At 46.2% G+C, this 26,914-nt stretch carries 27 protein-coding genes and 1 other annotated feature; of the genes, 11 read left to right on the top strand and 16 right to left on the bottom strand.

Annotated features, from left to right (window positions below; genetic code table 11):
* Nucleotides 1-38 precede the first annotated feature (38 nt).
* The 4 genes from AC4G47_RS04450 to AC4G47_RS04435 form a co-directional block, all read right to left on the bottom strand.
* The gene (locus AC4G47_RS04450) at nt 39-2,015 is read right to left on the bottom strand and encodes a peptidoglycan D,D-transpeptidase FtsI family protein (protein WP_491104928.1); all 1,977 of its coding nucleotides are present in this window, start codon (nt 2,013-2,015) and stop codon (nt 39-41) included.
* 369 nt (nt 2,016-2,384) lie between these two features.
* Nucleotides 2,385-4,421 carry a peptidoglycan D,D-transpeptidase FtsI family protein gene (locus tag AC4G47_RS04445; protein WP_491104927.1) on the bottom strand — a complete coding sequence of 679 codons (2,037 nt, stop codon included), beginning with the start codon at nt 4,419-4,421 and terminating at the stop codon, nt 2,385-2,387.
* Between the two features lie 105 nt (nt 4,422-4,526).
* The gene (locus AC4G47_RS04440) at nt 4,527-5,672 is read right to left on the bottom strand and encodes a transglutaminase domain-containing protein (protein WP_491104925.1); all 1,146 of its coding nucleotides are present in this window, start codon (nt 5,670-5,672) and stop codon (nt 4,527-4,529) included.
* A 19-nt stretch (nt 5,673-5,691) separates the two neighbouring features.
* A complete protein-coding gene (locus AC4G47_RS04435; protein WP_186327914.1) occupies nt 5,692-6,174 on the bottom strand; it encodes an ATPase in 483 nt (160 codons plus the stop codon).
* 190 nt (nt 6,175-6,364) lie between these two features.
* On the opposite strand from AC4G47_RS04435, the gene AC4G47_RS04430 reads away from it, so the two are divergent.
* Both AC4G47_RS04430 and AC4G47_RS04425 read left to right on the top strand, forming a co-directional pair.
* Nucleotides 6,365-7,540 (top strand): MFS transporter, encoded by a 1,176-nt coding sequence (locus tag AC4G47_RS04430; protein ID WP_491104924.1) that lies wholly within the window; start codon nt 6,365-6,367, stop codon nt 7,538-7,540.
* A gap of 480 nt (nt 7,541-8,020) precedes the next feature.
* Nucleotides 8,021-8,368, top strand: a complete 348-nt coding sequence (locus AC4G47_RS04425; RefSeq protein ID WP_458124034.1) for a toprim domain-containing protein — start codon at nt 8,021-8,023, stop codon at nt 8,366-8,368.
* A gap of 76 nt (nt 8,369-8,444) precedes the next feature.
* Here the strand turns inward: AC4G47_RS04425 and AC4G47_RS04420 are convergent, their stop codons facing one another.
* Nucleotides 8,445-9,056 carry an SCO family protein gene (locus tag AC4G47_RS04420; protein ID WP_091037915.1) on the bottom strand — a complete coding sequence of 204 codons (612 nt, stop codon included), beginning with the start codon at nt 9,054-9,056 and terminating at the stop codon, nt 8,445-8,447.
* Between the two features lie 440 nt (nt 9,057-9,496).
* On the opposite strand from AC4G47_RS04420, the gene AC4G47_RS04415 reads away from it, so the two are divergent.
* Entirely contained in the window at nt 9,497-10,477 is a 981-nt protein-coding gene (locus AC4G47_RS04415) for a metal-dependent hydrolase (protein WP_491104923.1), read from the top strand.
* Nucleotides 10,478-10,593: 116 nt separating this feature from the next.
* Here the strand turns inward: AC4G47_RS04415 and AC4G47_RS04410 are convergent, their stop codons facing one another.
* Nucleotides 10,594-10,815: an alpha/beta-type small acid-soluble spore protein gene (locus AC4G47_RS04410; protein WP_056702318.1), complete on the bottom strand. Its 222-nt coding sequence runs from the start codon at nt 10,813-10,815 to the stop codon at nt 10,594-10,596.
* Nucleotides 10,816-10,935: 120 nt separating this feature from the next.
* On the opposite strand from AC4G47_RS04410, the gene AC4G47_RS04405 reads away from it, so the two are divergent.
* Nucleotides 10,936-11,136: a hypothetical protein gene (locus tag AC4G47_RS04405; protein WP_491104922.1), complete on the top strand. Its 201-nt coding sequence runs from the start codon at nt 10,936-10,938 to the stop codon at nt 11,134-11,136.
* Nucleotides 11,137-11,252: 116 nt separating this feature from the next.
* Here the strand turns inward: AC4G47_RS04405 and trpS are convergent, their stop codons facing one another.
* A complete protein-coding gene (trpS, locus tag AC4G47_RS04400; protein ID WP_145325065.1) occupies nt 11,253-12,245 on the bottom strand; it encodes a tryptophan--tRNA ligase in 993 nt (330 codons plus the stop codon).
* Between the two features lie 74 nt (nt 12,246-12,319).
* Nucleotides 12,320-12,587 (bottom strand) — a binding site (T-box leader).
* A 245-nt stretch (nt 12,588-12,832) separates the two neighbouring features.
* Here trpS and AC4G47_RS04395 point away from each other — a divergent pair.
* Both AC4G47_RS04395 and AC4G47_RS04390 read left to right on the top strand, forming a co-directional pair.
* Nucleotides 12,833-13,807 carry an aldose 1-epimerase gene (locus AC4G47_RS04395; protein ID WP_491104920.1) on the top strand — a complete coding sequence of 325 codons (975 nt, stop codon included), beginning with the start codon at nt 12,833-12,835 and terminating at the stop codon, nt 13,805-13,807.
* 211 nt (nt 13,808-14,018) lie between these two features.
* Nucleotides 14,019-14,252 carry an alpha/beta-type small acid-soluble spore protein gene (locus AC4G47_RS04390; RefSeq protein ID WP_062324063.1) on the top strand — a complete coding sequence of 78 codons (234 nt, stop codon included), beginning with the start codon at nt 14,019-14,021 and terminating at the stop codon, nt 14,250-14,252.
* 79 nt (nt 14,253-14,331) lie between these two features.
* Here AC4G47_RS04390 and AC4G47_RS04385 read toward each other — a convergent pair whose 3' ends face one another.
* Nucleotides 14,332-14,748 (bottom strand): O-methyltransferase, encoded by a 417-nt coding sequence (locus AC4G47_RS04385; RefSeq protein ID WP_145325063.1) that lies wholly within the window; start codon nt 14,746-14,748, stop codon nt 14,332-14,334.
* Between the two features lie 270 nt (nt 14,749-15,018).
* Complete coding sequence (locus AC4G47_RS04380; protein ID WP_491104919.1) at nt 15,019-16,818, bottom strand: M3 family oligoendopeptidase; 1,800 nt, start codon at nt 16,816-16,818, stop codon at nt 15,019-15,021.
* 118 nt (nt 16,819-16,936) lie between these two features.
* Between AC4G47_RS04380 and AC4G47_RS04375 the strand changes: the two genes are divergently transcribed.
* Nucleotides 16,937-17,107: a YycC family protein gene (locus tag AC4G47_RS04375; protein ID WP_105409906.1), complete on the top strand. Its 171-nt coding sequence runs from the start codon at nt 16,937-16,939 to the stop codon at nt 17,105-17,107.
* Entirely contained in the window at nt 17,104-17,337 is a 234-nt protein-coding gene (locus AC4G47_RS04370; RefSeq protein WP_491104917.1) for a hypothetical protein, read from the top strand. The genes AC4G47_RS04375 and AC4G47_RS04370 overlap by 4 nt, the downstream gene beginning before the upstream one ends.
* A 13-nt stretch (nt 17,338-17,350) precedes the next feature.
* On the opposite strand, the gene AC4G47_RS04365 is transcribed toward AC4G47_RS04370, so the two are convergent.
* Both AC4G47_RS04365 and AC4G47_RS04360 read right to left on the bottom strand, forming a co-directional pair.
* Complete coding sequence (locus tag AC4G47_RS04365) at nt 17,351-18,082, bottom strand: DUF2225 domain-containing protein (RefSeq protein WP_491106641.1); 732 nt, start codon at nt 18,080-18,082, stop codon at nt 17,351-17,353.
* 45 nt (nt 18,083-18,127) lie between these two features.
* Nucleotides 18,128-18,505: a globin domain-containing protein gene (locus AC4G47_RS04360; protein ID WP_458124042.1), complete on the bottom strand. Its 378-nt coding sequence runs from the start codon at nt 18,503-18,505 to the stop codon at nt 18,128-18,130.
* Nucleotides 18,506-19,064: 559 nt separating this feature from the next.
* On the opposite strand from AC4G47_RS04360, the gene ylbJ reads away from it, so the two are divergent.
* Both ylbJ and AC4G47_RS04350 read left to right on the top strand, forming a co-directional pair.
* Nucleotides 19,065-20,318: a sporulation integral membrane protein YlbJ gene (gene ylbJ, locus AC4G47_RS04355; protein WP_491104916.1), complete on the top strand. Its 1,254-nt coding sequence runs from the start codon at nt 19,065-19,067 to the stop codon at nt 20,316-20,318.
* 104 nt (nt 20,319-20,422) lie between these two features.
* Nucleotides 20,423-21,226, top strand: coding sequence for an NAD kinase (locus AC4G47_RS04350; protein ID WP_145325059.1), 804 nt, complete (start codon nt 20,423-20,425; stop codon nt 21,224-21,226).
* Nucleotides 21,227-21,252: 26 nt separating this feature from the next.
* Here AC4G47_RS04350 and AC4G47_RS04345 read toward each other — a convergent pair whose 3' ends face one another.
* The gene (locus AC4G47_RS04345; RefSeq protein ID WP_491106640.1) at nt 21,253-21,687 is read right to left on the bottom strand and encodes a YutD family protein; all 435 of its coding nucleotides are present in this window, start codon (nt 21,685-21,687) and stop codon (nt 21,253-21,255) included.
* Nucleotides 21,687-22,586, bottom strand: coding sequence for a lipoyl synthase (gene lipA / locus AC4G47_RS04340; RefSeq protein ID WP_491104914.1), 900 nt, complete (start codon nt 22,584-22,586; stop codon nt 21,687-21,689). The genes AC4G47_RS04345 and lipA overlap by 1 nt, the downstream gene beginning before the upstream one ends.
* A 240-nt stretch (nt 22,587-22,826) precedes the next feature.
* Here lipA and AC4G47_RS04335 point away from each other — a divergent pair, with 240 nt between their 5' ends.
* Nucleotides 22,827-23,897 (top strand): M23 family metallopeptidase, encoded by a 1,071-nt coding sequence (locus AC4G47_RS04335; RefSeq protein WP_491104913.1) that lies wholly within the window; start codon nt 22,827-22,829, stop codon nt 23,895-23,897.
* A 176-nt stretch (nt 23,898-24,073) separates the two neighbouring features.
* On the opposite strand, the gene yunB is transcribed toward AC4G47_RS04335, so the two are convergent.
* From yunB to gnd, 3 genes are all read right to left on the bottom strand, one after another.
* On the bottom strand, nt 24,074-24,952 hold the full coding sequence (gene yunB, locus AC4G47_RS04330) for a sporulation protein YunB (RefSeq protein ID WP_491104911.1): 879 nt from the start codon (nt 24,950-24,952) through the stop codon (nt 24,074-24,076).
* Between the two features lie 250 nt (nt 24,953-25,202).
* Nucleotides 25,203-25,847 (bottom strand): fructose-6-phosphate aldolase, encoded by a 645-nt coding sequence (gene fsa, locus AC4G47_RS04325; RefSeq protein ID WP_145325055.1) that lies wholly within the window; start codon nt 25,845-25,847, stop codon nt 25,203-25,205.
* Nucleotides 25,848-25,933: 86 nt separating this feature from the next.
* A complete protein-coding gene (gene gnd, locus AC4G47_RS04320; protein WP_491104910.1) occupies nt 25,934-26,827 on the bottom strand; it encodes a phosphogluconate dehydrogenase (NAD(+)-dependent, decarboxylating) in 894 nt (297 codons plus the stop codon).
* Between the last annotated feature and the right edge of the window lie 87 nt (nt 26,828-26,914).

Here is a 26,914-nt window from a genome sequence, read left to right as displayed (position 1 = left end):
GATGTTAAAAGAGCTACACCTGCCGCGTTTCTTTTACATTACTCGTTGTCTTTTCCTTCGTCTTTTTTCCCTTTTGGCGTTCCATCGAGACCATATACTTCATCATATGCATCAAAAATTTTCCGTGCAATTGGCGAAGCACTGACTGACCCGAAACCACCTTCGGGTACCACAACAGCTACAGCAAGCTTCGGATTATCCCGTGGTGCAAAGGCAATAAACACACCATTCTCTTTCTTGTTCGGCCCTGTCCCCTGCTCTGAAGTTCCTGTTTTCCGAGCATAATCGTAAGGGAAACCGTCAAATGAACTTACTTTGGTCACCATTCCTTTATGCACTTCATTCCAGTGCGCATCAGCAAAATCAACTTCATTGAGTACTTTAGGTTTGATTTCCTTCACCACATTACCATCCGCATCACGGATTTCCTTCACCAGATGTGGTTCCATCCGTTTGCCTTTATTGGCAAGCATCGTCGTGTATTGTGCGAGTTGCATCGTGGTGTATTTGGCTTGCTGTCCAAAGGAGGCAAACGCCAAACGTGTTAGAGCTGATTCGTCTTTATTAGTATATTCTAGCCTACCCAGAAATTCATTAGGCAGATCTACACCAGTGGACACACCCAAGCCAAATTCCTTCATGTGTTTGTCCCAGATATCAATTCCTTTATCCGAGCCATATTTGCTCAACAAACGTTTACCAACCATATCGATCATGAAGGCATTGGAGGATTTCTCAATTGCCCTTCTCGCATTAATAGAACCATTATAAGCAGAATGTGAGTTCCTCACTTGTCGTCCGTCTTTCCCCAAGATAGCATATCCCTGATCGGGATAGGTCTGTCCTGCTGTAAATAACCCCTCTTTCAATCCAATAAGGACACTTAGCGGCTTGATTACTGATCCAAGGAGTACAACGGATTCGGCCCGACTAGGCTTGTCATCATTCGGTGGGAATGACTCGGTGGTTCCGTTCCGGAACACATATTTGATTTTGTCATAATCCCAATCATTCGGATCATAGTCCGGCATACTCGCCATAGCCACCACATTTCCCGTATCCACTTCCATCGCTACTGCGTATCCGGTAATCGCCTTCGGAAGTCTGCGCAATTCGTCCGTTATCGCCTCTTGTGCGGCCATCTGAATTTCCTTGTTGATTGTGGAAACCAGACTGTAGCCTTTCTCCGGTGGTGTTTGTTTCATCGTCCCCTCTGGCAAATTACGTGAATTAATATCAATGGATTGGTAACCGCTACGTCCACGAAGCTCTTCCTGATATTGTAATTCCAGACCATCGACCCCCACTTTTTCTTGCTGGGTATAGCGCAGTCCAGGATCACGTTCTGTTGCCTCCGCCTTGCTTATTTCTATATATTTATCCAAGTTTTCCTGTTGACCTTTGAACTCTCTTGTATATCCAATCACCTGGACGGCAACACCATCCGGATCATATTTTCGAATGTTTTCTTCCAGTACCATGGCACCTGGATACTCCGCCTTCTTCTCCATAAAATAAGCAATTTCTTTCGTGGTTAGATCCGACTTGACTAGGCGAGGGGTATACCCATGTGCCTTCTGAGATTTGAGATCCAATCGTTTGATGATCTCTTCCGCGTCCGGTTGCTCTTTGTCCCCTGGATTAAACTGCTTAAACACAGCGGCCAGATCATGAGCCAGTTCCTCCGCTTCCTGCCTGCGTTCATCATTCCGATAATCCTCATATAACAGTACATAGAGGGACTGTACAGGTTCGGAATAGGCGAGCGCCACTTCCCCTGTCGCATCATAGATGGGACCACGAACAGGTGCAAGCGGAATGTCTTTGGTATTACGACTCGTTTCCATATACGTCAGTTCAGGACCTTCCACAAATTGCACAAAGGCCAACCTGAAAATAAGGATACTGAATATGACAAATGCCGCGAAAAAAAACACATTCAACCTTGCGGTGGAAGGCTTGTTAACGGGTGTGTCTTCCTCAGTCATGGATTTCTTTTTTAATCGGTTAAACATCTTTTTAAGCCTCTCCCGTTCCTCTATAAAAATAAATTCTTTAATCCGTTCTGTACGTGTTCAATTTCTTAATTTTGATCCTATCTCATACAAGTCTACCAAAGGTTAGCTGTCACGTCTTTCAAATTTTGGTTACATTTTCGTAAACAGAACCGTTACATTAACCAATCTACCGATTTCAATGTAAACACTGACATATCAACGTTATCTCGTTCTCCAGAAAGCGTTCATCCTTCCCTTATATAAACGTGACATAGCTCAATTGGTTACACATTAATGTAATTAATTCCTTCCCCCCACGATCCATTCTCCGCGTGAAAACAAAAAAGAGGACCCACGAAGGGTCCTCTCTGTAACCAATGCCTCACATCACTGTGTGCCTGATTCCGATTCTGAATCTTTATTCTTGTCTTTTTTCGGTACACCGTCGAGACCGAATTCCTCGTCATAGGCATCGAAGATCGCACGTGCAACCGGAGCCGCACTGCTCGATCCAAAGCCCCCTTCGGGGATAACCACAGCGACAGCAAGCTTTGGATTGTTACGTGGTGCATAGGCGATAAACACCCCGTTATCCACCAGTTTACCGCCTACTACCTGTGTCGATGTTCCTGTTTTTCTGGCAAAGTCGTATGGGAATCCGCTAAATGCGGATACCTCGGTTGCCATGCCTCGTTGTACTTCATTCCAGTAGGCATCGTTAAACTCCACCGTGCTGAGTACCTTCGGTTTTACTTTCTCGACCACGTTGCCTTCCGAATCCCGGAACTCTCTAACCAGTTGTGGCTCCATCCGCTTTCCTTTGTTCGCCAGCATTGTGGTGTACTGTGCTAACTGCATGGTTGTGTATTTCCCCTGCTGTCCAAAGGAACCATACACGAGACGAGTCAGCGAGCTTTCCGTTTCGTTCATGTAATCCCGTATGCCCAGGAACTCATTTGGTAGATCAACCCCTGTGGATACTCCAAGGCCGAACTGCTTCATGTACTCATCCCACTTGTCAATTCCGTTCGCGCCATATTTCGAGTACAACTTCTTCCCAATCTCATCAATCATGAATACGTTCGAGGAATGACGAATCGCATCATGCGGACGCATCGCACCGTATACATGCCCCGATGAGTTCTGTACTCTGCGGTTGTCTCCACCAAAGGTCGTTGAACCTCTATCCGAATAAACCGTATTCGTAGTGAAGAAACCCTCTTTCAAGCCGATCAAGACACTAAGCGGTTTGATCGTGGAGCCGAGTAACACGATCGATTCGGCTCTCTTTTTAGAGTCATCCGGAGGGAATGAACGAATCGTACCATTTTGATACACATATTTAATATCATCATATTGATCATTCGTGATACTGCCCGTTCTCCAGATGTTGGTGTCATAGTCCGGCATACTGGCAGCAGATACGATTTTCCCGGTATCCACTTCCATCGCAACCGCAAACCCGGTCTTGGCATTCGGATGCAATCGACCGGAAACCGGGTTCCGGTGAAGCCAGCTCAACTGATCCAGGATAGCCTGTTCCGTTTTCATCTGAACGTTCTTGTTAATGCTGGAAATCAGGTCATACCCTTTCTCCGGCGGGGTTGAACCTGCCACGCCTTCAGGCAAGTTACGCAAATCAACATCAACCGATGTATATCCGCTTTTGCCGCGGAGAGCATCCTGATATTGCAGCTCCAGTCCGTCAAAGCCTACGAATTCATTCTCCGTATACACAAGGCCCGGATCCGTTTGCTTTTTATTGGCCTCGTCCACCTCTTTGTACTTATTCAAGGTTTTCGAGCTTCTGAACTTCTTCAGATAACCGATCGTCTGAACCGCTACCGTGTCCGGATCATAGAATCGTACACTTTCCTCGACAATCTGAATGCCTTTAAACTCATCCTTATGCTGCAAGAAATAAGCGACTTCTTCCTCGGACAGATCACTCTTGATAAGTCGGGGCATGAAACCATTCGCCTTGCGTGAGTTCAAGTCCATAGCTTCAATGATCTGCTCCACCGTAAGTGGCTCTGAATCCTTCAGCTTGTACTGTTCAAACACGTCATGCAACCGGGTTGCGATGTCTTGTACTTCAGCTATATTCGGATTCGGCTCGCCGTTTACATCACCATAGTTTTTATACAGCGTCAGGTATAGCGACTGAATGGGCTTGGAATAAGCCAGCTTCACTTCACCTGTGGAATCATAGATCGTGCCTCTCACGGGAGGCAGCGGCACATCCTTGGTAATGTTGCTCGCTTCTTCCTGACTGAGCTCAGGTCCTTCAACAAATTGTAAAAATGCCAAACGTACAATAATAACGCTAAAAATAACAAAGGAAACGAAGAAAAATACGTTCATTCGGTAGCTAAATCGCCGTTTGTCTGTAAGTTCATCCTTCTCATTGGAATGCTTTTTCATCCATCCTACCTCTTTCATGACTTGATGCATACCGCTCAAACTGTTTCTTCTCGGCATGATAACCTGGCAACGTCGTCATATGAAGGACCCATGTCCGTTGTACTGTCAAGCTGATTGATCCTTTAGATGGGTGTCGGCAAAATTCGGAGGATTAAACCAATCTCCACTAATCGCCCATGTCGGATCAAGCGGAACCCAGCTCTCGGAATCACTCAAATACACTTCATTCCACGCATGTGGACCGTATCCTCCCTGGCCGTTATAGCCAAGTCCTGTAACGACTTTGACTTCAAGTCCTTGTGAACGGGCCATCACTGCATAGAGACGGGCATAATCAATACATACGCCTTTGCGTGTATCAAATGTATTCTGCGGAGTCTGTTCATGCCATATGCCCTTTTGCTCATAGTCATCCACTTTACCATAGTCATACTGAATACGTGAACCTACCCAGTCATATAGCGCTCTTGCTTTGGCTTCATCTGTCGATTCGCCTTTAACAACCTCACGAGCCGCAGATTTAATGTCTGTCGGAATATTATGGTCAATGACTTCATATTTGCGTTGCAGGATACCGCCCAGTTCCTTCTGCACAGCCTGCGTGAATACGGGAAGCTTGTCCTTGATGAACGTGCCAGACAACGGTTCGATAACCGATTTGGCCCCTTGCATATATATGGGAGATGCCTCTACATATCGGCTGAACATGCTCCCAGGGTAGAGACTGACAATCATGAACAGCACCGCAATGACTATCATTCCGCGGACAGAGCCTATAATCGTGCCTATCAATGCACCTGTCAACCTGCTAAACATACCTTTAGGAGCACTTTCCTCGCCTAGCCCCTGCCTGCTGCTAAACATAAATGAAGACAGCAATCCAAGAACCAATCGGATGAGTCCGTAGCTAATTACAAATAATACAGCGAACCGCATCAGCGGGAAATCTGCAATCGCTGTAACCAACGTATAATACATCTGTTCCCACCGATTCAACTCACGGTTAGGCATGGCTGAAGCATACGCAGACAACCACTGCTGCACATATGGCGCAAGCCACATCGTCAAACCGATCGACAAAAGAATACCAATCACCGCCATAATGCCATCCATCAGGAACCCGAAGAGTCTGCCTGCTGAACGCGAAGCCCCTCTGGACCATCCCTGCAACAATGAAGCAGCCACAATCAGCAGCAGCATAATGGTGATGCCATTAAACTCCTTCAGGCTGTCCAGCCAATTCTGCAGCACGTACTGATTCCCCCTTTTACTACGATGCTGGTGCTGTTTTGTTCTCCTGTGCCTGTTCGACAAACGTACGTATGGTTTCATTGTCGAGTTTCCATTCGCCGAGTGAAATTCCGCGGAAGGTCACATCGACTTTATCCGATTGTGTTCGGCCCTTAATCTCCACATTGGGACTTGTGATGGTGAATGCGCCATCCTGTCCTTTGACGTATGTTGCTTTGGAAGCTTCCTTAAGCATCATGCTGGTCGCTTCCTTCTTCAATGTGTCCATCGTACTGGATTGTACGTCTGTCACTGTCTGTTTGATCTGATCAATGGAGATGCCGCTGTATATCAGTAGAGCCGCAATAATGATGATGGCAATCGCCCATTTCAATACGGTTTTGACCACATTCAGAACAAAGAACAAAATGATCAACGCAACCACGATCACCAGCCAGTTCTGCATCACAAACTCTTTCATTACTTCTATGTTCATGACTACACCTTCCGTATTAGAATTCATTCGTTACACTTCCCGAATATTATACATGATTTCCGAAGCTGCTGTCAGCTAAGCCCTCCCTCGTAAAAATAAACGGTCTAAGTTCGTCCCGCCAGGCGTACAAGTAGTACCATGAGGTTCTGCTAGCGAACGGGGAACACGTTCAAGACCTGTAATGTGAATATGCATCGCTTAACAAGGAGGGGCTTATGTGAAAACAGCCATCTGGCTATACCTATTTTTGTTCCTTGCCGTATTTGATTTGCACGCTCAGTATCCCATTCTGACCCCTTTTGCCATCTCGCTTGGAGCCGCCCCTACCTTCATTGGCTGGATGATGGGCATCTATTCCTTAACGCATCTTCCTGGCAATCTGATTGCAGGAACACAAATTGATAAACACGGAAGTCGCCGCTACATTGTTTTCAGTCTGCTTGGGGCAGGATTCATCCTGCTTTTGCAAGCTCATGTCCATACCCCATGGCAACTACTGGCGCTGCGTTCCATCAGCGGTTTTGTGCTGGCCTTTCTGTCTCCGGCATGTCTCGCCCTGCTTGCACAGCTATCCAGCGATCCAGTAAAACAGGGTAAGTATATGTCAGGTCACGGGGTAGTTCATACGCTCGCTTCGGTTGTATCTCCAGCAGCTGGTGCCATTATTGTGGGTTCTATGGGATTCTCCGCTACATTCTCAGGCTTAGGTTATCTACTTATTCTCACAGGTGTCATTGCATTTTTGACCATGCCCCGCGGTATTGTCAAGCAGCATGAGAAAGTAACGGAACCTGCGAAACCTGACGTCGCACCCGCAGATACTACAAGTGCATTCCTGCCGGTATCCTGGCGATACTTTGCCTTGCCTCTGGTTATCGCCTGTGCTCAGGGGATTCTCTTTTTCGAATTACCCCTGCGGGGAGGCGGACATTCGTCCATGATGTCTACCGGCCTACTGTTCTCCATAATCAGTATCGGGGCCCTCTCCACACTCAGCATGTTATTTCTCAATCGGTATTCCCCGAAACTGCGACTGGTTACGGGTGTGCTCCTGATGTCCTTATGTTTTTTTGTGATGGCAGCTATTCCGCAAATTCCGTTGTCAACCGCATTGTTTGTACTTGGGATGTCCAAAGGTATTATCTTTCCAGCTATGGCTACCCTATTTATTCGTCTAAGCGGAGGAAGCAAGTTGGGGCGCATTTTCTCGCTGCAATCCATCGCCACCTCCATTGGTTCTTTCATCGGCCCCATCACAGCCGGACAACTCCGTGTCGGGTTATCTCCCTATTTCATTGCCTTTGTTCTGTTAATGATTGGCATGCTACTGCTTCCATACTATACTTCCAGACGCGAAGCTTCCCTGTCGGATCCGAAAAGTATATTGAATTAGGCCTGTATTTGCATTAGCTTTGCATCATTCCCCCAATTACAGCTAAACTATATACAACGGACTGACGTTTTACACACGAACGGAGCGGCCTAGGGATCATCAGCGCCGTCTTTAGGATTTCATCTTTTTCTTAAATACCGTCATTGGGTATGGATGATCATTGGAAGTAGTGAAGGGAACGGAATCGATTTTGAAGAAGCGGTAGCGTTCGCCTTTGTCTCCATATTTCAACCTATAAAAAATCAATCAGAAATTTGGAGACAACAGCGATCGAAGGAACGATCCGTAACCGTAACGGCCACTCCTGATCAGAAATTAAATCCTGAGGTACGTGAAAAAGAATTTAGAAATCAGAGGTGCTCCTGTCCGTGTAGTGAACAGTGTAAAGAAAAGCAGTCCATTTTATATAATCCAGTCGATTTTCGCTGCAACATTTCCCGGGGAATGTCGACATAAGCTCTCGAACAAGAGGTGAATAAGATGCCTATTCATGTCATTGTGGAAGGTAAGAATGACCGAAGCAAATTAAAACGTTTGGTTGGACCCGAAATCAACATTCTATGCACGTTTGGAACGCTTAATTCACTCAAGCTGGAGACCCTGCGCAAACAGGTCGGATATGATGAAGTTTTTTTATTTATGGATAATGATAGTTCCGGCAAAAAAATTAGAGGTGTGCTTCGGGATGCTTTCCCGGATGCAGTACAGATGTATACACGACGAGGATATGCAGGTGTAGAAGGAACGCCTGATGAGTATATCATTGCCCAGCTGGAGAAGGCCGGGTTAGAGACATACATCCAATACCCTGAACATCCTCTCTATTAAAATGGAAATACAAAAATGCTGCCTTTGGGTTGATATCCAACCTGAAGGCAGCATTTATAGTATGATGATCAGATCATTATTCGTTGATCAGATTGCGAATATCCTCGGCAATTACAGCAGGCACAACGTCCTCTGTATTAAAGGCATTATATACCTTGCGCAGCTGGTTGTTCTCATCCACCAGCCCAATCATGTTCATATGGGCAAAATCGTCCTTATTCTCCCCTTCGATCAGGATCTGGAATGAATCCCTGGCGAACTGTTTTGTTTTGTCCATATCCCCTCGCAAGAAGTACCATCCCGAATAATCCGCATGGAAGCGGTCCGCGAAAGTCTTAATCTTCTCTCTTGTATCGACTTTCGGGTCGAATGAAATGGATACAAACGAGACATCTTTACCGAAGGTGTCGTCCTCTTTCAACAGATCCTGCACCTGGGATAACGTAAACGTCGTAATCGGGCAGACATCTGGACAACTGGTGAAATAAAAATAGAACAATCGGACTTTCCCTTGAGTATCCTCCAGGGATACCGTACTCCCATCTACATTTTCCATCGAAAAGGATTGGATTTCACGAATCTCGGGTAATTTTTCCTTACTGGCAAATACGGTGCCCCACATCAGATACACAGCCATAATCAGTGCGAGCCCCAGCAACATCCATGTCCATTTGTACTTTTTCAGCATCTTCCTCGTCCCTTCTATATCTCCTCTAATGAATACGCATACATATGTGAATCAAAAAAGTCCTCACGGCCGTTACGCTTAATTCATGCATTGTGACATATGTATTCAAAGAAACCTACTTTTTATGAGATTCTATATTATTGTAACGGTTTGAAGGAACTATGCCCATACATTATTTCAACGTTGTACATCATTCGATTTGTATTGTGCATTCTCTGGCGTAATTTCTCTCTGTATCCGATATAAAGTTTATCATAGGAAATGTGGAAATAGTTTGACAAACCACGTACATTTATTGGTTATAATACATTTATTGTCATCAGTTTGAAATTTGGGGTGTTTTGCATCCTGACAGGCGGATATTATACACTATATATGGGTATCACCTAGATAGAGAAGCAATATGCCTTAGAACGATACACCACACAAAGGAGACGTTTATGGATACCTCTACACATTTTGTCATGGGGATTGGTTTAGCCGGTCTGGCTTATGTCGATCCGGTCGTCGCGTCAAATCCTATGCTGGCAGCTGCGGTAATGGTTGGCACGATCGCCGGTTCCCAGGCCCCTGACATCGATACTGCGTTACGTCTCAAAAGCAATTCGCTTTACATCCGGAATCATCGGGGCTTGTCACACTCTCTGCCATTTCTCCTGTTATGGGTTCTGCTCATCACTGGCGTCATTGCACTGATATTCCCTGGTGTCCCTATGGGTCACGTTGCCACTTGGACCGCTGTAGCCGTAGGCTTTCATGTATTCACTGATCTGTTCAATACCTATGGAACTCAAGCTGCCCGGCCTTTTACGGAACGCTGGATTGCCTGGAATATCATTCATATTTTTGATCCGTTTCTATTCACCACGCACGTCGTGGCTATTCTGTTATGGGCCTTTGATCTGTTCGCCCCTGCACCAATCTTCATTACGTTGTATAGCTTGACTGGTTTATATTATGTATGGCGGACGATTGCTCGTGCACAAGCGGTTAGAAAGGTTAGACGTCTTGATAACAGCCCAGAGCAAGCTAAATATATCGTCATTCCGACGATATCCTGGAATCGCTGGCATATCGTTAAAAAAGTTAAAGATGGCAGTTATGAGATTGGTAAAATGGATGGTTCTAATCTGGCATGGAGCCTGCACGCCTCATCTTCTACTCATGCGGCCGTTGCTGCTTCACGCAAATCACCGGAAGTCAGTGCCTTCCTCTACTTTACCTCCTATGCGGTGGCCGAGGTTGAAGAATTGCCTGCCGGTTACAAGGTACGCTGGGCAGATGTACGTTATCGACACCGGAAACAGTATCCATTTGTCGCTGTAGTCGTGATGGATCGGAATTTCGAAACAATCGATACGTATGTGGGCTGGTTAAGTGATGAGAAGATGGAGAAAAAACTTTTATCTGCACGCCCTTGACGAAGCGAGCATGGCAAGGCACAATCAGACATAGGAACTGATACGCGAGAAAGCCCGGAGCGTTTCGCCCCGGGCTTTCTGTTTATCCTGTTTTGTTGCTGTTTGGTTAAGATAAATTATTTGCCAGACCCAGCCAGAGACTGCTCAGCGATTTGTACCAGACGTTTGGTGATATATCCACCCAGAGATCCTGTTTCACGGGAAGTGTAGTTACCATAGTAACCGTCTTGTGGGATAGTTACACCCAGTTCCTGTGCAGCCTCCATTTTCAATTGTTGCAGTGCTGCAGTCGCTTGAGGTACCACCAAGTTGTTTGAAGAACGAGATCCTTGAGCCATAATTTATAATCTCCTTTCAATCTGTGTCTGTAATGTATTGCAAGCTTGCAAGATTATTATGGCTCGTACGCTTCAGGTTATACGGAATTTTACTAAATTTGTAGATGGAGGTTTTTCCCAATGAGCAAAGGCTTATCCTTATGGTTCGCATTCTCTTCGATCATCTTGTTAGCGGTTACAGCAATTACAATCTCCTACTCTGGTTGGTTAGCCGGACTACTGTTTGTGCTGTCCATTGCCAACATTGGTTGGGGATTTGTGATTCGCGCCAAAAAAGAACGTCAGGAAGTTCGCTCGACCGCTTCAGAGCCTACTTCTTGAACAGGTCATTTTATAATTCAATAATAAACGTACAAATAAAGAGGAGTCCTTCATTAGGGCTCCTCTTTATTCATGTTAACTATTCATTGCGTGAAATATGATAATCTTGTACAGCACTACAGTTTACGTTTAGGAACAAACCCCATACGTTCTTTCACTGCATCCAACGTTTGAGCAGCAACTTCTTCTGCACGGCGGGCTGACGTATCCAAGACTTCGGCCAATTCGCCAGACTCGCGAATCTCATTATACCGTTGTTGCAGCGGTTCAATCACAGATACAACCACTTCAGCCAGTTCCTTTTTGAACGGACCATACATCTTGCCTTCATAACGCTCCGCTACTTCCTTAAGCGTCATACCGGCACATTCCGCGTAGATACTCATCAGATTGCTAACTTCCGGTTTGTTCGCCGGATCGTATACCACTTCACGCCCGGAATCCGTTGTAGCACGGCTGATTTTTTTGCGAATAACATCTGGCGGATCAAGTAGAGCGATATAGCTGCCAGCGTTAGGGTTACTTTTGCTCATTTTTGAAGATGCATCATCAAGTGACATGACCCGAGCACCCACCTGCGGAATATACGGATCTGGAATGGTAAAGTACTCCCCATAACGGTGGTTAAAACGTCCTGCCAGATCACGTGTCAGCTCCAAATGCTGCTTCTGGTCCTCACCTACTGGCACAAGGTCAGCATTGTATAACAAGATATCAGCAGCCATTAATGATGGATAAACGAACAGTCCGGCACCAACGGAGTCTTTACCGGATGATTTATCCTTAAATTGAGTCATACGCTCAAGCTCACCCATGGAGGTCAGCGTAGTCATCAACCAGCCCAGTTCCGCGTGCTGCGGTACATGGGATTGCAGAAATACGTTGGATTTCGACGGATCAATGCCTGCTGCAATAAACAGCGCAGCTACAGCTTCTGACTGTTCACGTAATGCTGCCGGCTCTTGAGCCACGGTGATGGCATGAAGATCAACCACCATGAAATGACACTGATAGTCATGCTGAAGTTTTACAAAATTTTTGATTGCACCAATATAATTACCCAATGTGAGCTTGCCGCTCGGTTGAATACCTGAAAGTACTGTTTTCATTGCACATAACGCCTCCCTGATTGTAAATAAAAAGCTCCCGCCATTCTCTGCGAACGCAAAAAGGCCCCACATCCGCAAGGGACGTGAGACCGTGGTGCCACCCTTATTCGCTTTTCTTCCATTGCTCCTGACCCTGAATCAAGTCATGCCGAAGAATTGCCTTCATTGTTCCGTAACGTGGATTATACGGCAGACTCTAGTGGGGCAAGCCCGTTGCTGGCTGCGCCTGTTCAAATCCACACTCAAGGGTCCATTCGGTAAAGAGTTCACACCGGTTCACATCAACCACCGGCTTTCTGAAGAGGGTTCTCTTGGCCTACTTATCCCTGTCATCGATTTCATGTCATTTAATTCTAACTAAATGCTTTCAGAGTTCCATCTTAATGCGCACAGGCGCGAATGTCAAAATGAGATGAACTTTTTTACCCCGCACACCAAAATCTGTTATGATGGAATTGCTTATCCTATTGTTTACTTCACTCGAAGTAGAGCAGGAAATAGCTGGCATGTACACAATGACACGCCTGCAGCAGTATAGTCATCACAACTGCTTGCAGAAGATTTCAAGTGGGAAAAGGAGCATCGATATGAAACAAGTGACCAAAGGCCAATGGAATGGTTACGACACGTATATCCTACATAGCCGTGAATTGGAAATCACCCTGCTGCCGCGTCTTGGAAATAATATTATTTCTATTCGCGATTTAGTGCAGGACAGAGATGTCGTCCGTCGTCCGGATGAAGACGATCTTGCCTTTTATCTGCAGAAGCCGTACCATTTTGGCGTTCCTCTTCTGATTCCACCTGGACGCATTCATCGGGGACAATTCGAATATGAAGGTGTTCGTTACCAGTTCGATCAAAATACGGCGAATGACAACCATATACACGGTCTCCACCGTACCCAATCCTGGTGTGTCAGTGACATTGAGGAAGATGAAGACGGCTGTGCAATTACGACCGAATTACTAACTGAAAATGAAGAGCACTGGATGGCTCAATTCCCGATTCCCCTGAAGCTTGAGATGACGTTCAGATTGCAAAACGCTGTATTTAGCCAGCGTCTGCGAGTTACCAATCTGAGCTCAACACCCGCTCCTTTCGGAATGGGATATCATACATGGTTTTTGCTAGACGGCAAACCTGCCGACTGGACATTGCAAGTGCCTGTTTCCGGACTATACGGACAGAATGAAGAACAACTCCCTACAGGTGAAATAGAATCTCTAGGTGAATGGTCTGCTCTGAACGAAGGCATCAACTTGCATGGACGTAACTGGGATACTTTGTTGAAAGCTACCGAAGGTGAACCAGCAACGGCTTACTTACGCCGACAAGATGGATATACATTGAAATATTCAGCAGATGAAGCATTTTTCAAACACTGGGTTCTCTTTACCAAAGGCGAATCCGATCAATTCTTGTGCATTGAACCGTATACTTGGCTCCCGGATGCACCCAATCTCGCTTTATCGGATGATGAGACAGGCTTGATTCGCCTGGAACCGGAACAACCTGTTGAGCTATTTACACGTATTGAGGTTATACCTCCTACAGACTAAGCGAGCTTAGCTTATCATCCTCTATGTTGCTTTTTGCGCATATGAACCTATATTTTGATATCCTTATACAACTTGCCGACCCGCACTGGGTCGGCTTTTTTATATGACATATCTACCATTAATCATCCACTTTTTTCCTTACGCCATATCATGTATATTTCCGTATTCTCTAACCATACTAACATCACCAAGCCATAAGGAGGTGACACATATGTACGGAGGTCAAAACCAAGGTAGCGGTAGCCGCTCCAACAACCTGGTCGTTCCCCAAGCAAATGCAGCATTGCAACAATTGAAAATGGAAGCTGCACAAGAGCTGGGTGTGACGATTCCACAAGATGGTTACTACGGTAACTATACTTCCCGTGAGACAGGTTCTCTGGGTGGATACATCACTAAACGTCTGGTGCAAATCGCTGAGCAGCAATTATCGGGTCGTTCGTAAGCTCGTAATTTTTGCTTAAGTAGCGTAAAAATGCAAAAGCGGCCTTCTTCGGAAGTGCCGCTTTCTCTTGCGCAATGAATTATGAGGTCGACTCCATACCTGAATCCTTGTTGTATGTATTGGTTCTAGGGTAACGAATCATAAGGCTGGCCATATTGTAATTAGATTCCATCGTTGCATCTACCAAAATCATACCTTGTCTTACCGTGAAGTCATACGCTATTTCTCCATGTGTCCAATTACGCTTGAATTTCAACGTTTCCAGAGCCATCGCTCGGAAAGAAGTTCTTTGGGTATCGTTTAATCCTCCATCCTCGATTTCCATCTGTCCATCGCGTCCGGTTATCGGATTATGTCGAATTCCAAATTTCCCAATTACGTTGTTTCGTATTTGCACAAAAACTACTCCTGAATCTAAACCTGATAATTCATGATCAAGCTCTTTAAATACCAAATCTAACTGTCTTGCTAATGAAAGCTGTTCAATTTTCATAATAACACTCCTCCTATAAGCTTATAGTCCTACTCGACAAGGACTTACGACTCATTATATGACAACATATATGCTCATTCAACAAAGAATGATAAATTTGGGTAATTATAACTATAATTTGCACAATTAATTGCCATTCCACTTCCTTAAACCGAGTTTTTTCACTTATTTGCGACAAAATATTCGAGAACTGAAAATCGGGATCTCGAACAAAAAAAGCTGCAATCCTGTGTCTGTTAACACGGGATTGCAGCCATTTCATATATATTCAACCTATTTATCGTTTGCTGTCATCTGTAGAAACTGCTCAATATCGGCAATAACCAAGTCCGCAGCATTTTGCCAGAAATCCGGTTGCGTCAGATCGGTACCCAGATGTTTCTGAGCAAGTTCTTCGACCGTCATACGCCCTGTATCACGTAATAAATCATCATATTTATCTGCGAATGCTGTACCTTCCTGCTGGGCTCTTGCATAGATTCCCGCACTGAACATATAGCCGAACGTGTACGGGAAATTATAGAATGGCACACCAGTCAGATAGAAATGCAGTTTGGATGCCCAGAAATGAGGATGCTCTGATGCAAGCGCACCGCAGAACGCTTCCTGTTGTGCCTCCACCATTAATTTGGATAACTCATCCGCATTCACCAAGCCTTTTTTGCGTTGCTCATAGAAACGATTCTCAAACAGGAACCGGGCATGGATATTCATAAAGAACGCCACACTACGCTGTATCTTGTCTTCCAGCAACGCCAGCTTCTCTTGCTCATCTGTTGCCGCCTGTACCAGGGCATCTGCTACAATCAGTTCGGCGAACGTGGAAGCCGTCTCAGCCACATTCATCGCATAGCGCTGATTCAGTGCAGGTAACTCTTCCATAATGTGTTGATGATATCCATGACCAAGTTCATGCGCAAGAGTCGACACATTGGATGGCGTCCCGGAGAAGGTCATGAAAATTCGGGTTGCTTTGCTAAGTGGCAGAGACGTACAGAACCCTCCTGGGCGCTTGCCAGGACGATCTTCTGCTTCAATCCAGCGTTTCTCAAAAGCCATCTCTGCAAACGAGGAAAGTTTAGGACTGAACTTGGCAAACTGTTCAACAATATTAATCGCTGCCTCATCATAAGTGATTTTGCCACTCGATTGGCCTACAGGTGCGTCTACATCGCTCCAGCTGAGCTTGTCTACCCCCAGCAGTTCCGCCTTGCGCTCCAGATACTGAACAAGGGCAGGTTTAGCCCCGTTAATCACATCCCACATCGTATCCAGTGTCTGACGTGACATCCGGTTGATGGCCAGAGGTTCTTTGAGGATATCATCCCAGCCACGTTTCTCATATAACTTCAGACGGAATCCTGCGAGGTGGTTCAGTGTATCTGCGCAGAAATCTTCGACATCGGTCCAAGCCTGCTCCCAGTTTGCGAATACCGTCTCGCGTACATTCCGATCACTATCGCTCAGCTTGTTGGCAGCCTGTCCTGCGGACAGCATCACCGTTTCCCCATCTTGCTCAAATGGAATGTTTACCTTGCTGACAATCGTGTTATAGAATTTGCCCCAACCATGGTAACCATCAACACCCAGATCCAGAGCAAGACCTTCCAGTTCCGGCGACAGCTTCTCACGAGCCAACGTGCGACTCTCGTTCAATGCAAATGCCAGAGGCTGAATATCTTCCCGAGCATTCCACGCGTCCCACACCGAATCCGATGTCTGACTAAGTGTATTATCGAACTTCGACTTACTCCCGTTCAACATCGCACTAAGGGAACTGATTGCCCCCTGAAGCTGCGTTGCTTTCTTGTCCTTCTGGTTTTGTGATGAGAGGCAAGATACAAACGCAGAACCTTCCGATATGCGGACATAGCAGCTTTGCAGCAGTTCCAAAATGGGATCAAATGCAGCCGTCTCTTCTAATGAAGTCGGTGCAGGTGTTTCGTTCAACAAATGTTGCAGTTTACGTACATCCTCTTCCAGTTCGATCAGATATGCAGCGAATGATTCGGAGGAAGAACCTCCACTAAAAATGGACTCCAGATCCCATACGGGGTGTAATGGCGTTTTCATTTAATCAGGCACCTCTCTCTATAAATTGGATCGTTAGGATTGAATTAAAAACTGGTTTTCTGTATGCTGTATCTCTATACTAGAGAAATACTTATAGCAACCTTCAGGAGGTAAACGTATGAAACCTTTACAAGTATCGGCTGATACAGCCGTCAAATTAGCAGAATCCTTGGGCGTACCTTTGGAGCACCTGATGCACATGCCCCAACATATCCTGATGCAGAAGATTGCGGAACTCGCCAAACAAGAAGCATCCAAACCTGCCGCAACAGAAGGCGAACAGGAATGATTCCGTTTGAGAACAGCTGGCCTTACGATATTGTCATGGGAGATATCTATGTACAGCAATGCCCTTACTGTCATGCAAGCAATGTGCTGCTCCCCCTTAAACCGAAAGAGCTTGTGCTCATTCGCGAAGGCAAAAAGAAATTACTGGTCTTCCCCTGCTGTAGTGCCAGCATGACCGTAATCGACAACGACAGTGACTATTTGTTATCCAGTCGTCCTGTCCGTAACTAATCCAAGATTAACCCTAGAAGGGGCTACGTTTCGTAGCCTCTTTCTCTGCTTCCAGCATCTCTTCAGGGAGTTCCAGCTTACCTGAAATCATCTGTTCGCGCAGCACGGCCCACTGTTCCCTTGAAGCACGAATCATGGCCACATCTGTGATCCGCTTGTCATGAATGACCTTGCCGAACCATTGCACCGCTTCATTAAACCGTCCTACCCTGCGGTTCAACTCCCCGAGCAAATATAACAGTTTGGCTTCATTGCCACCCGTTCCTTCACGTTCGAACACCTTGACATAAGCCTCAAGGCTAAATTCAAGAAAACGATGTTCCTGAGCATGATCCTCCATATAACGATACAGCCAGGCAATATGATGAAGCAGACCAGCGACGACACGGTCCTTCTCCTGGATAACCTGTGCACACAGCAAAGCAAGCTTGTACGTAGCCAGCGCCTGTTCCAGTGTCCGTGCTCCGCTATAATCACGTTTTACCCAGCGATTACCGATCTGTTCCTTAAAAGCCTTGCGTTGCGCATCATTCAAGTGCTCCGTTGCGTTCTCCGTGGAGGCAAACCCGCATTGCGGACAGATGCGAACCACATAAAAATCCGGATTCTCCAGCTTGTAATATGCACAAAAATCAGAATCTGTCCGGTAAGGCCTTTTCAAGCTCGGTCTTACCCGTGAGGTGTCATACTCGGTTTCACAATAATGACACGTCACTTTCACCTTATACAGCGGCTCTAATTCCACTCGGTTCCCCATTCCTCTCCCGTACGCTTATATTCGTATTCGGAACTATGGCGTATTCACAAAATGATGTGCAGGCCCGGATAAACGCTGCAGGATAAACGAATGCAAGGGCTCCTCCACACCAATCTGTGTTAACGCTTGATTCATACACGCAAGCCAAGCCTCAGCCCGCTCAACCGTCACTTCAAAATGCATATGACGGGCACGCATCATCGGGTGTCCAAAAGCCTCGGAAAACAGCCCTGGTCCTCCGAAAAACTGAGACAAAAACATATACTGTTTGTCCATGACCGGCTGAATATCTTCCGGAAAAAGTGGAGCCAGTTGCTCATTCTGCTGAACGATCGGATAGAAAGCCTCGACCAGTGCGCGAACACCTTTCTCGCCGCCAAGATTGTCATAAATACTCAAACTGGGATTCATTCGTCTGATTCCCCTTTCTGATGTCGAATTTTGCCATATATTACACGTTCCGTGAACATTGTGAAAACAGTAACAATATTCAGGCTACAAAAGCCTTTATCTCCATTCTATCAAAAAAAACCAAAAAGTCCTATATAACATGAAATCATCAGAATGCATGACCAGCTATCTGTATATAGGCCCTTCTTCAGCACATTAAACAAAAAAAGCGCCAACCGCATGGGTTGGCGCACTAGATATCCATTAATAACTCCGCCAATCCTCTTCCTCAGAGCGTACCAGCGAGGCACGTATCACATATACAAAAGCACAGACCAGGATCCCGGTGACAAGACTCATGATCATCACTCCATCCGAATTGAATTCCACCTTGGAGACAATTAGGTGACGTTCAGGCGTTTTTCCCATTTTAGCACACATCACTTAAAAACACAGCCACTTTTGCAAGCGCTTTCTATATATAATTTTGTACTGTTTGTCCGCTTTTTTTCATATATTGATGGCAAAAGAGCCACTGACTGCTGCACACCGACCATTCCAAAATAAAGGAGAAGAATTCATGGCTGCTCCACAACGACTCACCCATGTCCTGATCACACTCGCTCTCCTGATCCTTTGTGTGTTAATGGTCTTGTTCCCAGCGGAAACCTGGCATGCAGGTGTACGCGGACTGTCCATCTGGTGGGACGTATTGTTTCCCTCCCTTTTTCCTTTTTTAGTGCTGTCCGAGCTGCTGCTTGGATTCGGGATTGTTCATTTTCTCGGTACGTTGCTGAATCCACTAATGCGTCCATTGTTCCGTGTTCCCGGAAGCGGTGGTTTTGTATTTGCCGTGAGTTGTGCATCTGGTTATCCTACAGGGGCTAAACTGACCGCCCAGTTATGGGAACAAAAATTGGTTACTCGGGAAGAAGGAGAACGGCTCGTTGCCTTCACCACATCATCCGATCCGATCTTCATGATCGGAGCTGTATCGGTTGGGTTCTTTCACAATGTCGCCATCGCTCCAGTATTGGTTGCAAGCCATTATGCTGCTGCTTTTCTGGTGGGTGTGCTCATGCGTTTCCACGGGGGTACAGCAAAAGGCTCACACCCAGACATCTCTTCTAAAGCTTCATCGGAGGAGATGCATCAAAACAGACTGATCCGCGCCATCTATGCGATGCATGAAGCAAGAAAAGCTGACGGACGGGCATTTGGTGAACTGTTGCGCCAGGCAGTCTCCTCATCCCTTCGCCTTATTATTATCGTAGGAGGGCTGGTTGTATTCTTCTCGGTCATAATGGAGTTGCTTGTACAGACTGGTTGGCTTGGCGGATTATACGAGGTAACAGAGCAATTACTGCGACATACCGGCTTACCTCCTTCCTTATCTCCTAGCCTGGTCGGGGGGTTATTTGAAGTAACACTGGGGGCCAAGGAAGCCGGAGGTGCCAGCACCTCTATTCCACTCGTATATAAAGTAGCGGCAGCTGCCTTTGTTCTCTCCTGGGGCGGACTATCCGTCCATGCGCAGATTATGAGTGTCCTCAGTAACACACCAATGAGATACGGTCCTTTTCTATTTGCCAGAGCGATTCATGCGCTAATCGCACCTGTGCTCGTTCTGCTGTTATGGACACCCATGATGGGGCGTTCTTCTTCCCCTGTTCTCATGGATTCCGGTTTCATCCCATCAGTATCGACGTATACTCCGGACTGGGGACTGATCTTTTTGTCCGGAATGATTGTTTTTGTAAGCCTCATCGTGTTGTTGCTATTCTTAGCGATTTTAAGTTCGATTCTCAAACCTAGACGACAAGCCAAAAAATAAGCCTACCATTCATCACTATTTAACTGAATATGCATCCAAACGTTGTGTTCTTCCGCGGAATTGATTATCATCGGTAGTATAATGACCACAAAGGAGCTTTCATCTTGAGATACTATGTTCAAGACCGCGGAGACCAGTTATCGATTGATCTCAGTCAGCAGTTTCATGCGCTGGCGAAGGAAGAAGGGTTCAAGCTGGATGCAGAATCGCCGGAGATCGTCATCTCCATCGGGGGCGATGGTACGATGTTGCAGGCATTTCACAATTTCATCGACCGCATTCCGGATATTGCTTTTGTTGGGGTTCATACAGGCCATCTCGGCTTTTACGCCGATTGGAAGAAGGAAGAATTACGTGAATTAGTTAGATTGATGAGTGGCAAAGGAGATCCGGAGCGTCTCAAACCACGTATTGTACAATATCCACTCCTGGAGCTTGAGATTCGTAAAAAGTCGGGGAATTCCTCTTACATTGCACTTAATGAATTTACGTTAAAAGGTGTGGACGGTACCGTCGTGGCCCAGGTCGATATTAACGATGTGACTTTTGAGATGTTCCGTGGGGATGGAATCTGTGTATCCACGCCATCAGGCAGTACGGCATACAACAAAGCCCTTGGCGGTGCCATGGTGCATCCAACCATTGAGGCCATTCAGATTGCGGAGATTGCTTCGATTAATAACCGAGTTTATCGGACACTCGGTTCACCGGTTATTTTGCCCAAGCATCATCATTGTGATATTTTCTCCCGCAAGGATCAGCGGTTATTGATGACGATTGATCATGTGAACGTGATGGTGGAGGATCTCATATCTGTGCGCTGTCAGGTATCCAATCACAAGGTCAGTTTCGCGCGTTTCCGTCCTTATCCATTCTGGAATCGGGTCCGCACGGCATTTCTGGACTAACATACACACCAAAAAAGCGGTCCTTCTCAGGAACCGCTTTTTGCTTTGGCTTGGGGTTGATCTTTGCTCTTCTGAAGCACAAAGTACGCACAGCCAAAGTTACAATATTCATTGATATAATCCACCATACTGGCGATCATGGAATCCTTCGTAGCTTTGGGATGGTTATCACGGTAAAAACCTTTTAACCGTAACTGGCTATAACCCCAGTCCCCGATAATATAATCATAACGCTCCAGCACTTCACTGTAACGATCACGGAAGACTTCTGGATTCCAGCCCTCTTTATGGTTCTGGACGATTTCATAATTTTTGCCACCGATCTGTACAATGACCGGTTCTTTGGGCTTTTCTTCAACCGATTCAACACCTGACTCCTGAACCGGCTCTTGGATCTGTTCCTGAAGTTGTTCCTGAATCTGTTCTGTGATTTTCTCTTCTTCCAATCCGGTATCCTCCATCACGCGTGTGTTGCCGCCTGTTCAGCATGTTTGGTAGCCGATTTCACCTGTTCATGCGCATGGTAGGAGCTGCGAACCATCGGGCCGGATTCGACATGGCTGAATCCACGTTTCAATCCTTCCTGTTTCAATGCAGCGAACTCCTCTGGCGGATAATACTTTTCAACATACAGATGTTTCTCCGATGGTTGCAAATATTGACCAATCGTTATAATATCGCAGTTCACCGCACGAAGATCATCCATCGTTAATAAAATTTCATTATATTCCTCACCTACACCAAGCATAATGCTTGATTTCGTTGGGATGTTAGGTTGCATTTCTTTGGCACGAGCAAGCAATTCTAGTGAACGTTTATACTTCGCCTTGGCACGCACTTTGTCAGACAACCGCTCAACTGTCTCAATATTGTGATTCAGAATGTCTGGTTTGGCATCCATTACAATCTGCAAAGATTCCCGATCGCCCAGAAAGTCTGGAATAAGTACTTCAACGCTGCACAATGGCAAGCGCCGCCGCACGGCCTTTACCGTCTCTGCAAAAATCGTAGCTCCCCCGTCCTTCAAATCATCACGGGCTACACTTGTAATTACGCAGTGTTGCAGATTCATCTGCTCTGCTGCTTCCGCCACACGTTCTGGTTCCTGCAAATCAAGCTCCGTTGGCAAGCCTGTATTCACCGCGCAAAAACGGCATGCCCTTGTGCAAATGTCGCCCAAAATCATAAAAGTGGCCGTTCGATTGGCCCAGCATTCATAAATATTCGGACACCGTGCTTCCTCACATACCGTATGCAGCGTTTTGGAACGCATCATCGTTTTCATTTCCTGATAGTTATCGCCGGTTGTCAATTTGATCCGAATCCAATCCGGTTTCGGTTCTTTAACACGTTTTGCCAATGCATAAACCTTCTTTCTACTGAAGTTAGGCTGTTGCTCGGAACATATTATACCATGAAAGCGCTGGAAAAACTCCCATTTGTCACATCTTGTGCATTCAAGCCTGATCTGGACAATTTGTTTCAATCGATTCATAACGACAGCTCACATGGATAAAATGAGAACTTTTGAAGAACGCTAACCTTTAGCTTGGTTCATCGGGTACCTTGTATCATTCTAATGGAAAGGGGCTGCTTCCCAGTGCAACAACGCTTGACCTTCAGGCACACATACCGCTTTTGGATCAAAACATTACTTGCAGGTACTCTGCTTCTCCCATTCTTGCCTGTTGACGTTTACAGTGAACCCGCCGGGGCCGCTCCCAAACCACAGGCAGCTGAGCTAAAGCCCGCAGAAATTTTCGCTGCACGTCGCCATTTATATGAGAGCATCGGTCAGATGACTCAGATTCCCTGGTACAGGCTGGCCGCAATTGATCAGTATGAACGAACGATTACCCGTGCACACCCGAAAGATCGCAAGCATCCTGAGCGACTTACAGGTATTTTCATGACCCCTCCGGCATGGAGAGGATGGCTAAATCCAGATGAGACGGATCAACACCCGAACTCCATTCTCTTTTTCAACGGATATGGACGTGACGGTTCTGGGGATGGCCTGGCAGATGCCAACAATGATCAGGATGTGCTGTACAGCATAGCTTCTGTTATTCAGGGTTACGGGCACAAACAAGAGGACTTCAACATTGCCTTGTGGGAATATTATCACAACTCCCGTGCTGTACAACGGATACAACAATTCGCGAAGTTATATGAGCATTTTGACAACTTGGATCTATTTGGACATGCCTTTCCCGTGCCGCTCGGAACCAACTACTCCTACCGCAGCACCTGGGGTACGAAACGAAGCTGGGGCGGCTATCGCATTCATGAGGGAACAGACATCTTCGCTCCGCATGGACTACCTGTGCGCAGCACCTGTTACGGGATCGTGGAAATCAAAGGCTGGAACCCGTTTGGCGGCTGGCGCATCGGTATTCGCGACTTAAACAACCATTATCATTACTACGCTCACCTCTCGGGTTTTGACAAGAGTGCACGCATCGGTGAAGTGGTTATCCCCGGTCAGGTTGTAGGATGGGTTGGCAGTTCGGGTTACGGTAAACCTGGGACACAGGGTAAATTCCCTCCTCATCTGCACTATGGGATCTACCGGGACAGCGGACTGCACGAATGGTCGTTCGATCCTTATCCACAGCTGAGACATTGGGAACAGGAAGAACGCAAACAGAAGAACACGAAAAACAAGTGAGACGAGGATATGCTCCGTACGTGGAAGCAATTTGGAGTACACCTCATGTCTTGACCCAAACCTGTAAATTGGCGGGATTAAGTCGATTCTCTGTGCTCAGCGTACGATAGCATTCGAAAAAGGGACCTCTTTATTAGAGGCCCCTTTCTTTGCTTTGCAATTCAAATTTGTGTGTATCATGGCTGCGTATCCTTATTAGGTTGCAATCCCCCATTGATATCTGGCAGATCCGGCTCAAATTTAAGCTCGTTCCCATGTACATTGTCTGATGGCGCCTGTTGCTGGTTCTGGCTAGGGGGATTCGTAGTGACTCCATCACCACCGCTTGATACCCCCGTATGCCCCGATGGCAATGCAATAGCTGGGGCCTGACTACCGTTACTCCCTACCGGCTTGCCCTGATTATCGTAATAATACATTGGCACATCGCCGACAACCAGAAGATAAGAGATCGGAATTTCCGTATCGACCGTTTCAGGCTCCATATCGAAGGGAACCACTACTGCAACCTCAGCAATAATGTGGATGTACACTTCCACTAAGATCATGTTAATACCTGCATTCTGCTGACGGGTGTTCAGGTCCACTTTGACAGCACCCTGAGGCTCGATACGAACCGGTATACTCGGACCAAATGAGGCCAACACCGGACTGCCCAGCGCCTGCCCCAGTGGTATCTTTTCTTTTAACATGTGTACATTCTGAAGCGTGGATTGCACGATATTCATCGTACTTGCGGTGATTCGCATATGCTCATTGTAGTTGAGCATGAAACCGGACACTTTCCCGGCGGTATCCGTCTTCCAGTCAATCAGCCCTTCATTGGTTTTGCCATCTGCCACCTGTGCTGTAATCGCCTTGTTGATCGCTTCGGTTGCAATCTGCTTCACTCTGATCTTGGCCAAATGCATGATCGGGGGTTTCATTTTCTTATCCACATAGGCAAAACCCTGCATCAAACAAAACGCTGTCACCAATAAAATGATTAACCACATTTTGCGTTTACCGCTTGGTGGCTTACGACGTCTCCGGCTTCGCCATCTTCTTCTCATCATCGAAGTGTCCCTCCCCTGCGGGATGAGCTATAGGCTATATGTTAACCTTATGCACCATTGTCCCGAAAAAGAAGGACAGTACGTGGACACTGGACAGAAAGTAATAACAACATTAAAGAGACAAGCAGTCACCCCTGACTAATTGGAGCATACGAAAACAAAGATAAAAAAACCTTCCGCTTGCAGATTACTCCACAATGCGAAAGGCTTTATGTTTAGACACCCAAAGAATCTGGCGTTGTCTACCACTTTATTTCGGAACAGATTCCCAGTCTTTCAGGAAACGTTCAATACCGCTGTCCGTCAATGGGTGTTTCCAAAGTGTTGGCAGAAGCGAACCCGGAATGGTGGCAATATGCGCACCGGAAAGGGCTGCATCTTCGACATGTTTGATATTGCGTATGCTTGCTGCGATAATCTCGGAAGGCAGATCATACATGTCCAGAATCAGACGCAGATCACGAATCAATTTCATACCGTCCACTGCAATATCATCCAGACGACCAACGAATGGACTGATGTATGTCGCACCGGCTTTCGCCGCCATCAGGCCCTGTGCTGCGGAGAAGATCAGCGTTACATTGGTTTTGATCCCTTTTTGCGACAATTCATGACAAGCATATAGCCCATCTTCGGTCATCGGTAATTTAATGACTACATTCGGTGCCCATTCTGCAATTTCATAAGCTTCCTTCAACATATCCTCGGCTTTGAGACCGATAACTTCAGCACTGACTGGGCCTTTAACGATGCCACAGATCTCCTGAATGACTTCTTTAAATACACGACCTTCTTTGGCAATCAAAGACGGGTTGGTCGTGACTCCATCCACCAGACCCAGACGCTCGATCCGTTTGATTTCTTCCACATTACCTGTATCCAAGAAAAATTTCATGATATGTTCCCTCCACTTGATGAATTTGTAAACACGATATAAGTCATTACCCGTTGTTCATCATATGTTAACAGTTATATATAAAATTAATTTTTCTCTACAGCGTGACCGCCAAATTCATTACGCAGTGCTGCTACCACTTTACCTGTGAATGTGTCTGTCTCCAGGGAACGGTAACGCATCAGCAAGGACAAAGCGATAACCGGTGTAGCTGTTTGAAGATCAAATGCCGTTTCTACCGTCCAACGTCCTTCACCGGAAGAATGCATTACGCCTTTAATTTCATCAAGGTTCGCATCTTTGGAGAAGGCACGTTCCGTCAGCTCCATCAACCAAGAGCGGATAACGGAACCATTGTTCCATACACGCGCAACTTGCTCGAAGTCGAAGTCAAATCCACTTTTCTCCAATACGTCAAAACCTTCACCAATGGATGCCATCATACCGTACTCGATACCATTGTGAACCATCTTGAGGAAGTGACCGCTGCCCGCTTTACCTGCATACAGGTAGCCGTTTTCCACGGAAGTATCTTTGAAAGCCGGTTCGACAATTGCCCAAGCTTCCGGGTCTCCACCGATCATATAACATGCTCCATTACGTGCGCCTTCCATACCGCCAGATGTACCTGCATCCATGTAGTGAATGCCTTTAGGTTTCATCTCTTCGTAACGACGGATGGATTCTTTGTAGTGGGAGTTACCCGCTTCAATAATGATGTCACCTTTGGACAACAATGGGCTCACTTCAGCCAGTACAGCGTCAACGACGTTGTGAGGAACCATGATCCACAGTACACGCGGGGATTCGAGCGCAGCGACCATCTCTGCGTAAGAAGATACGCCTTCAGCGCCGTATTCTTTCATTTCATTAACCGCTTCAGCGTTCAGGTCAAAAGCAACCACTTCATGTTTGTGATCAATCAGGTTTCTACCCAGGTTCAGTCCCATTTTTCCTAATCCAATAAGTCCAAGTTTCATTTCAAAATCCTCCTGTTATGAACAATGTTTAAATTTCATGTGCGCTCAAAATTAAAAATAAGTGCTTAACGTTTGGCGAAGTAACCG

It is taken from the genome of Paenibacillus sp. Negev47 (genome assembly GCF_058313655.1).
Note: the sequence above shows the minus strand (reverse complement) of the source record. Positions and strands in the feature narration are given on the sequence as shown.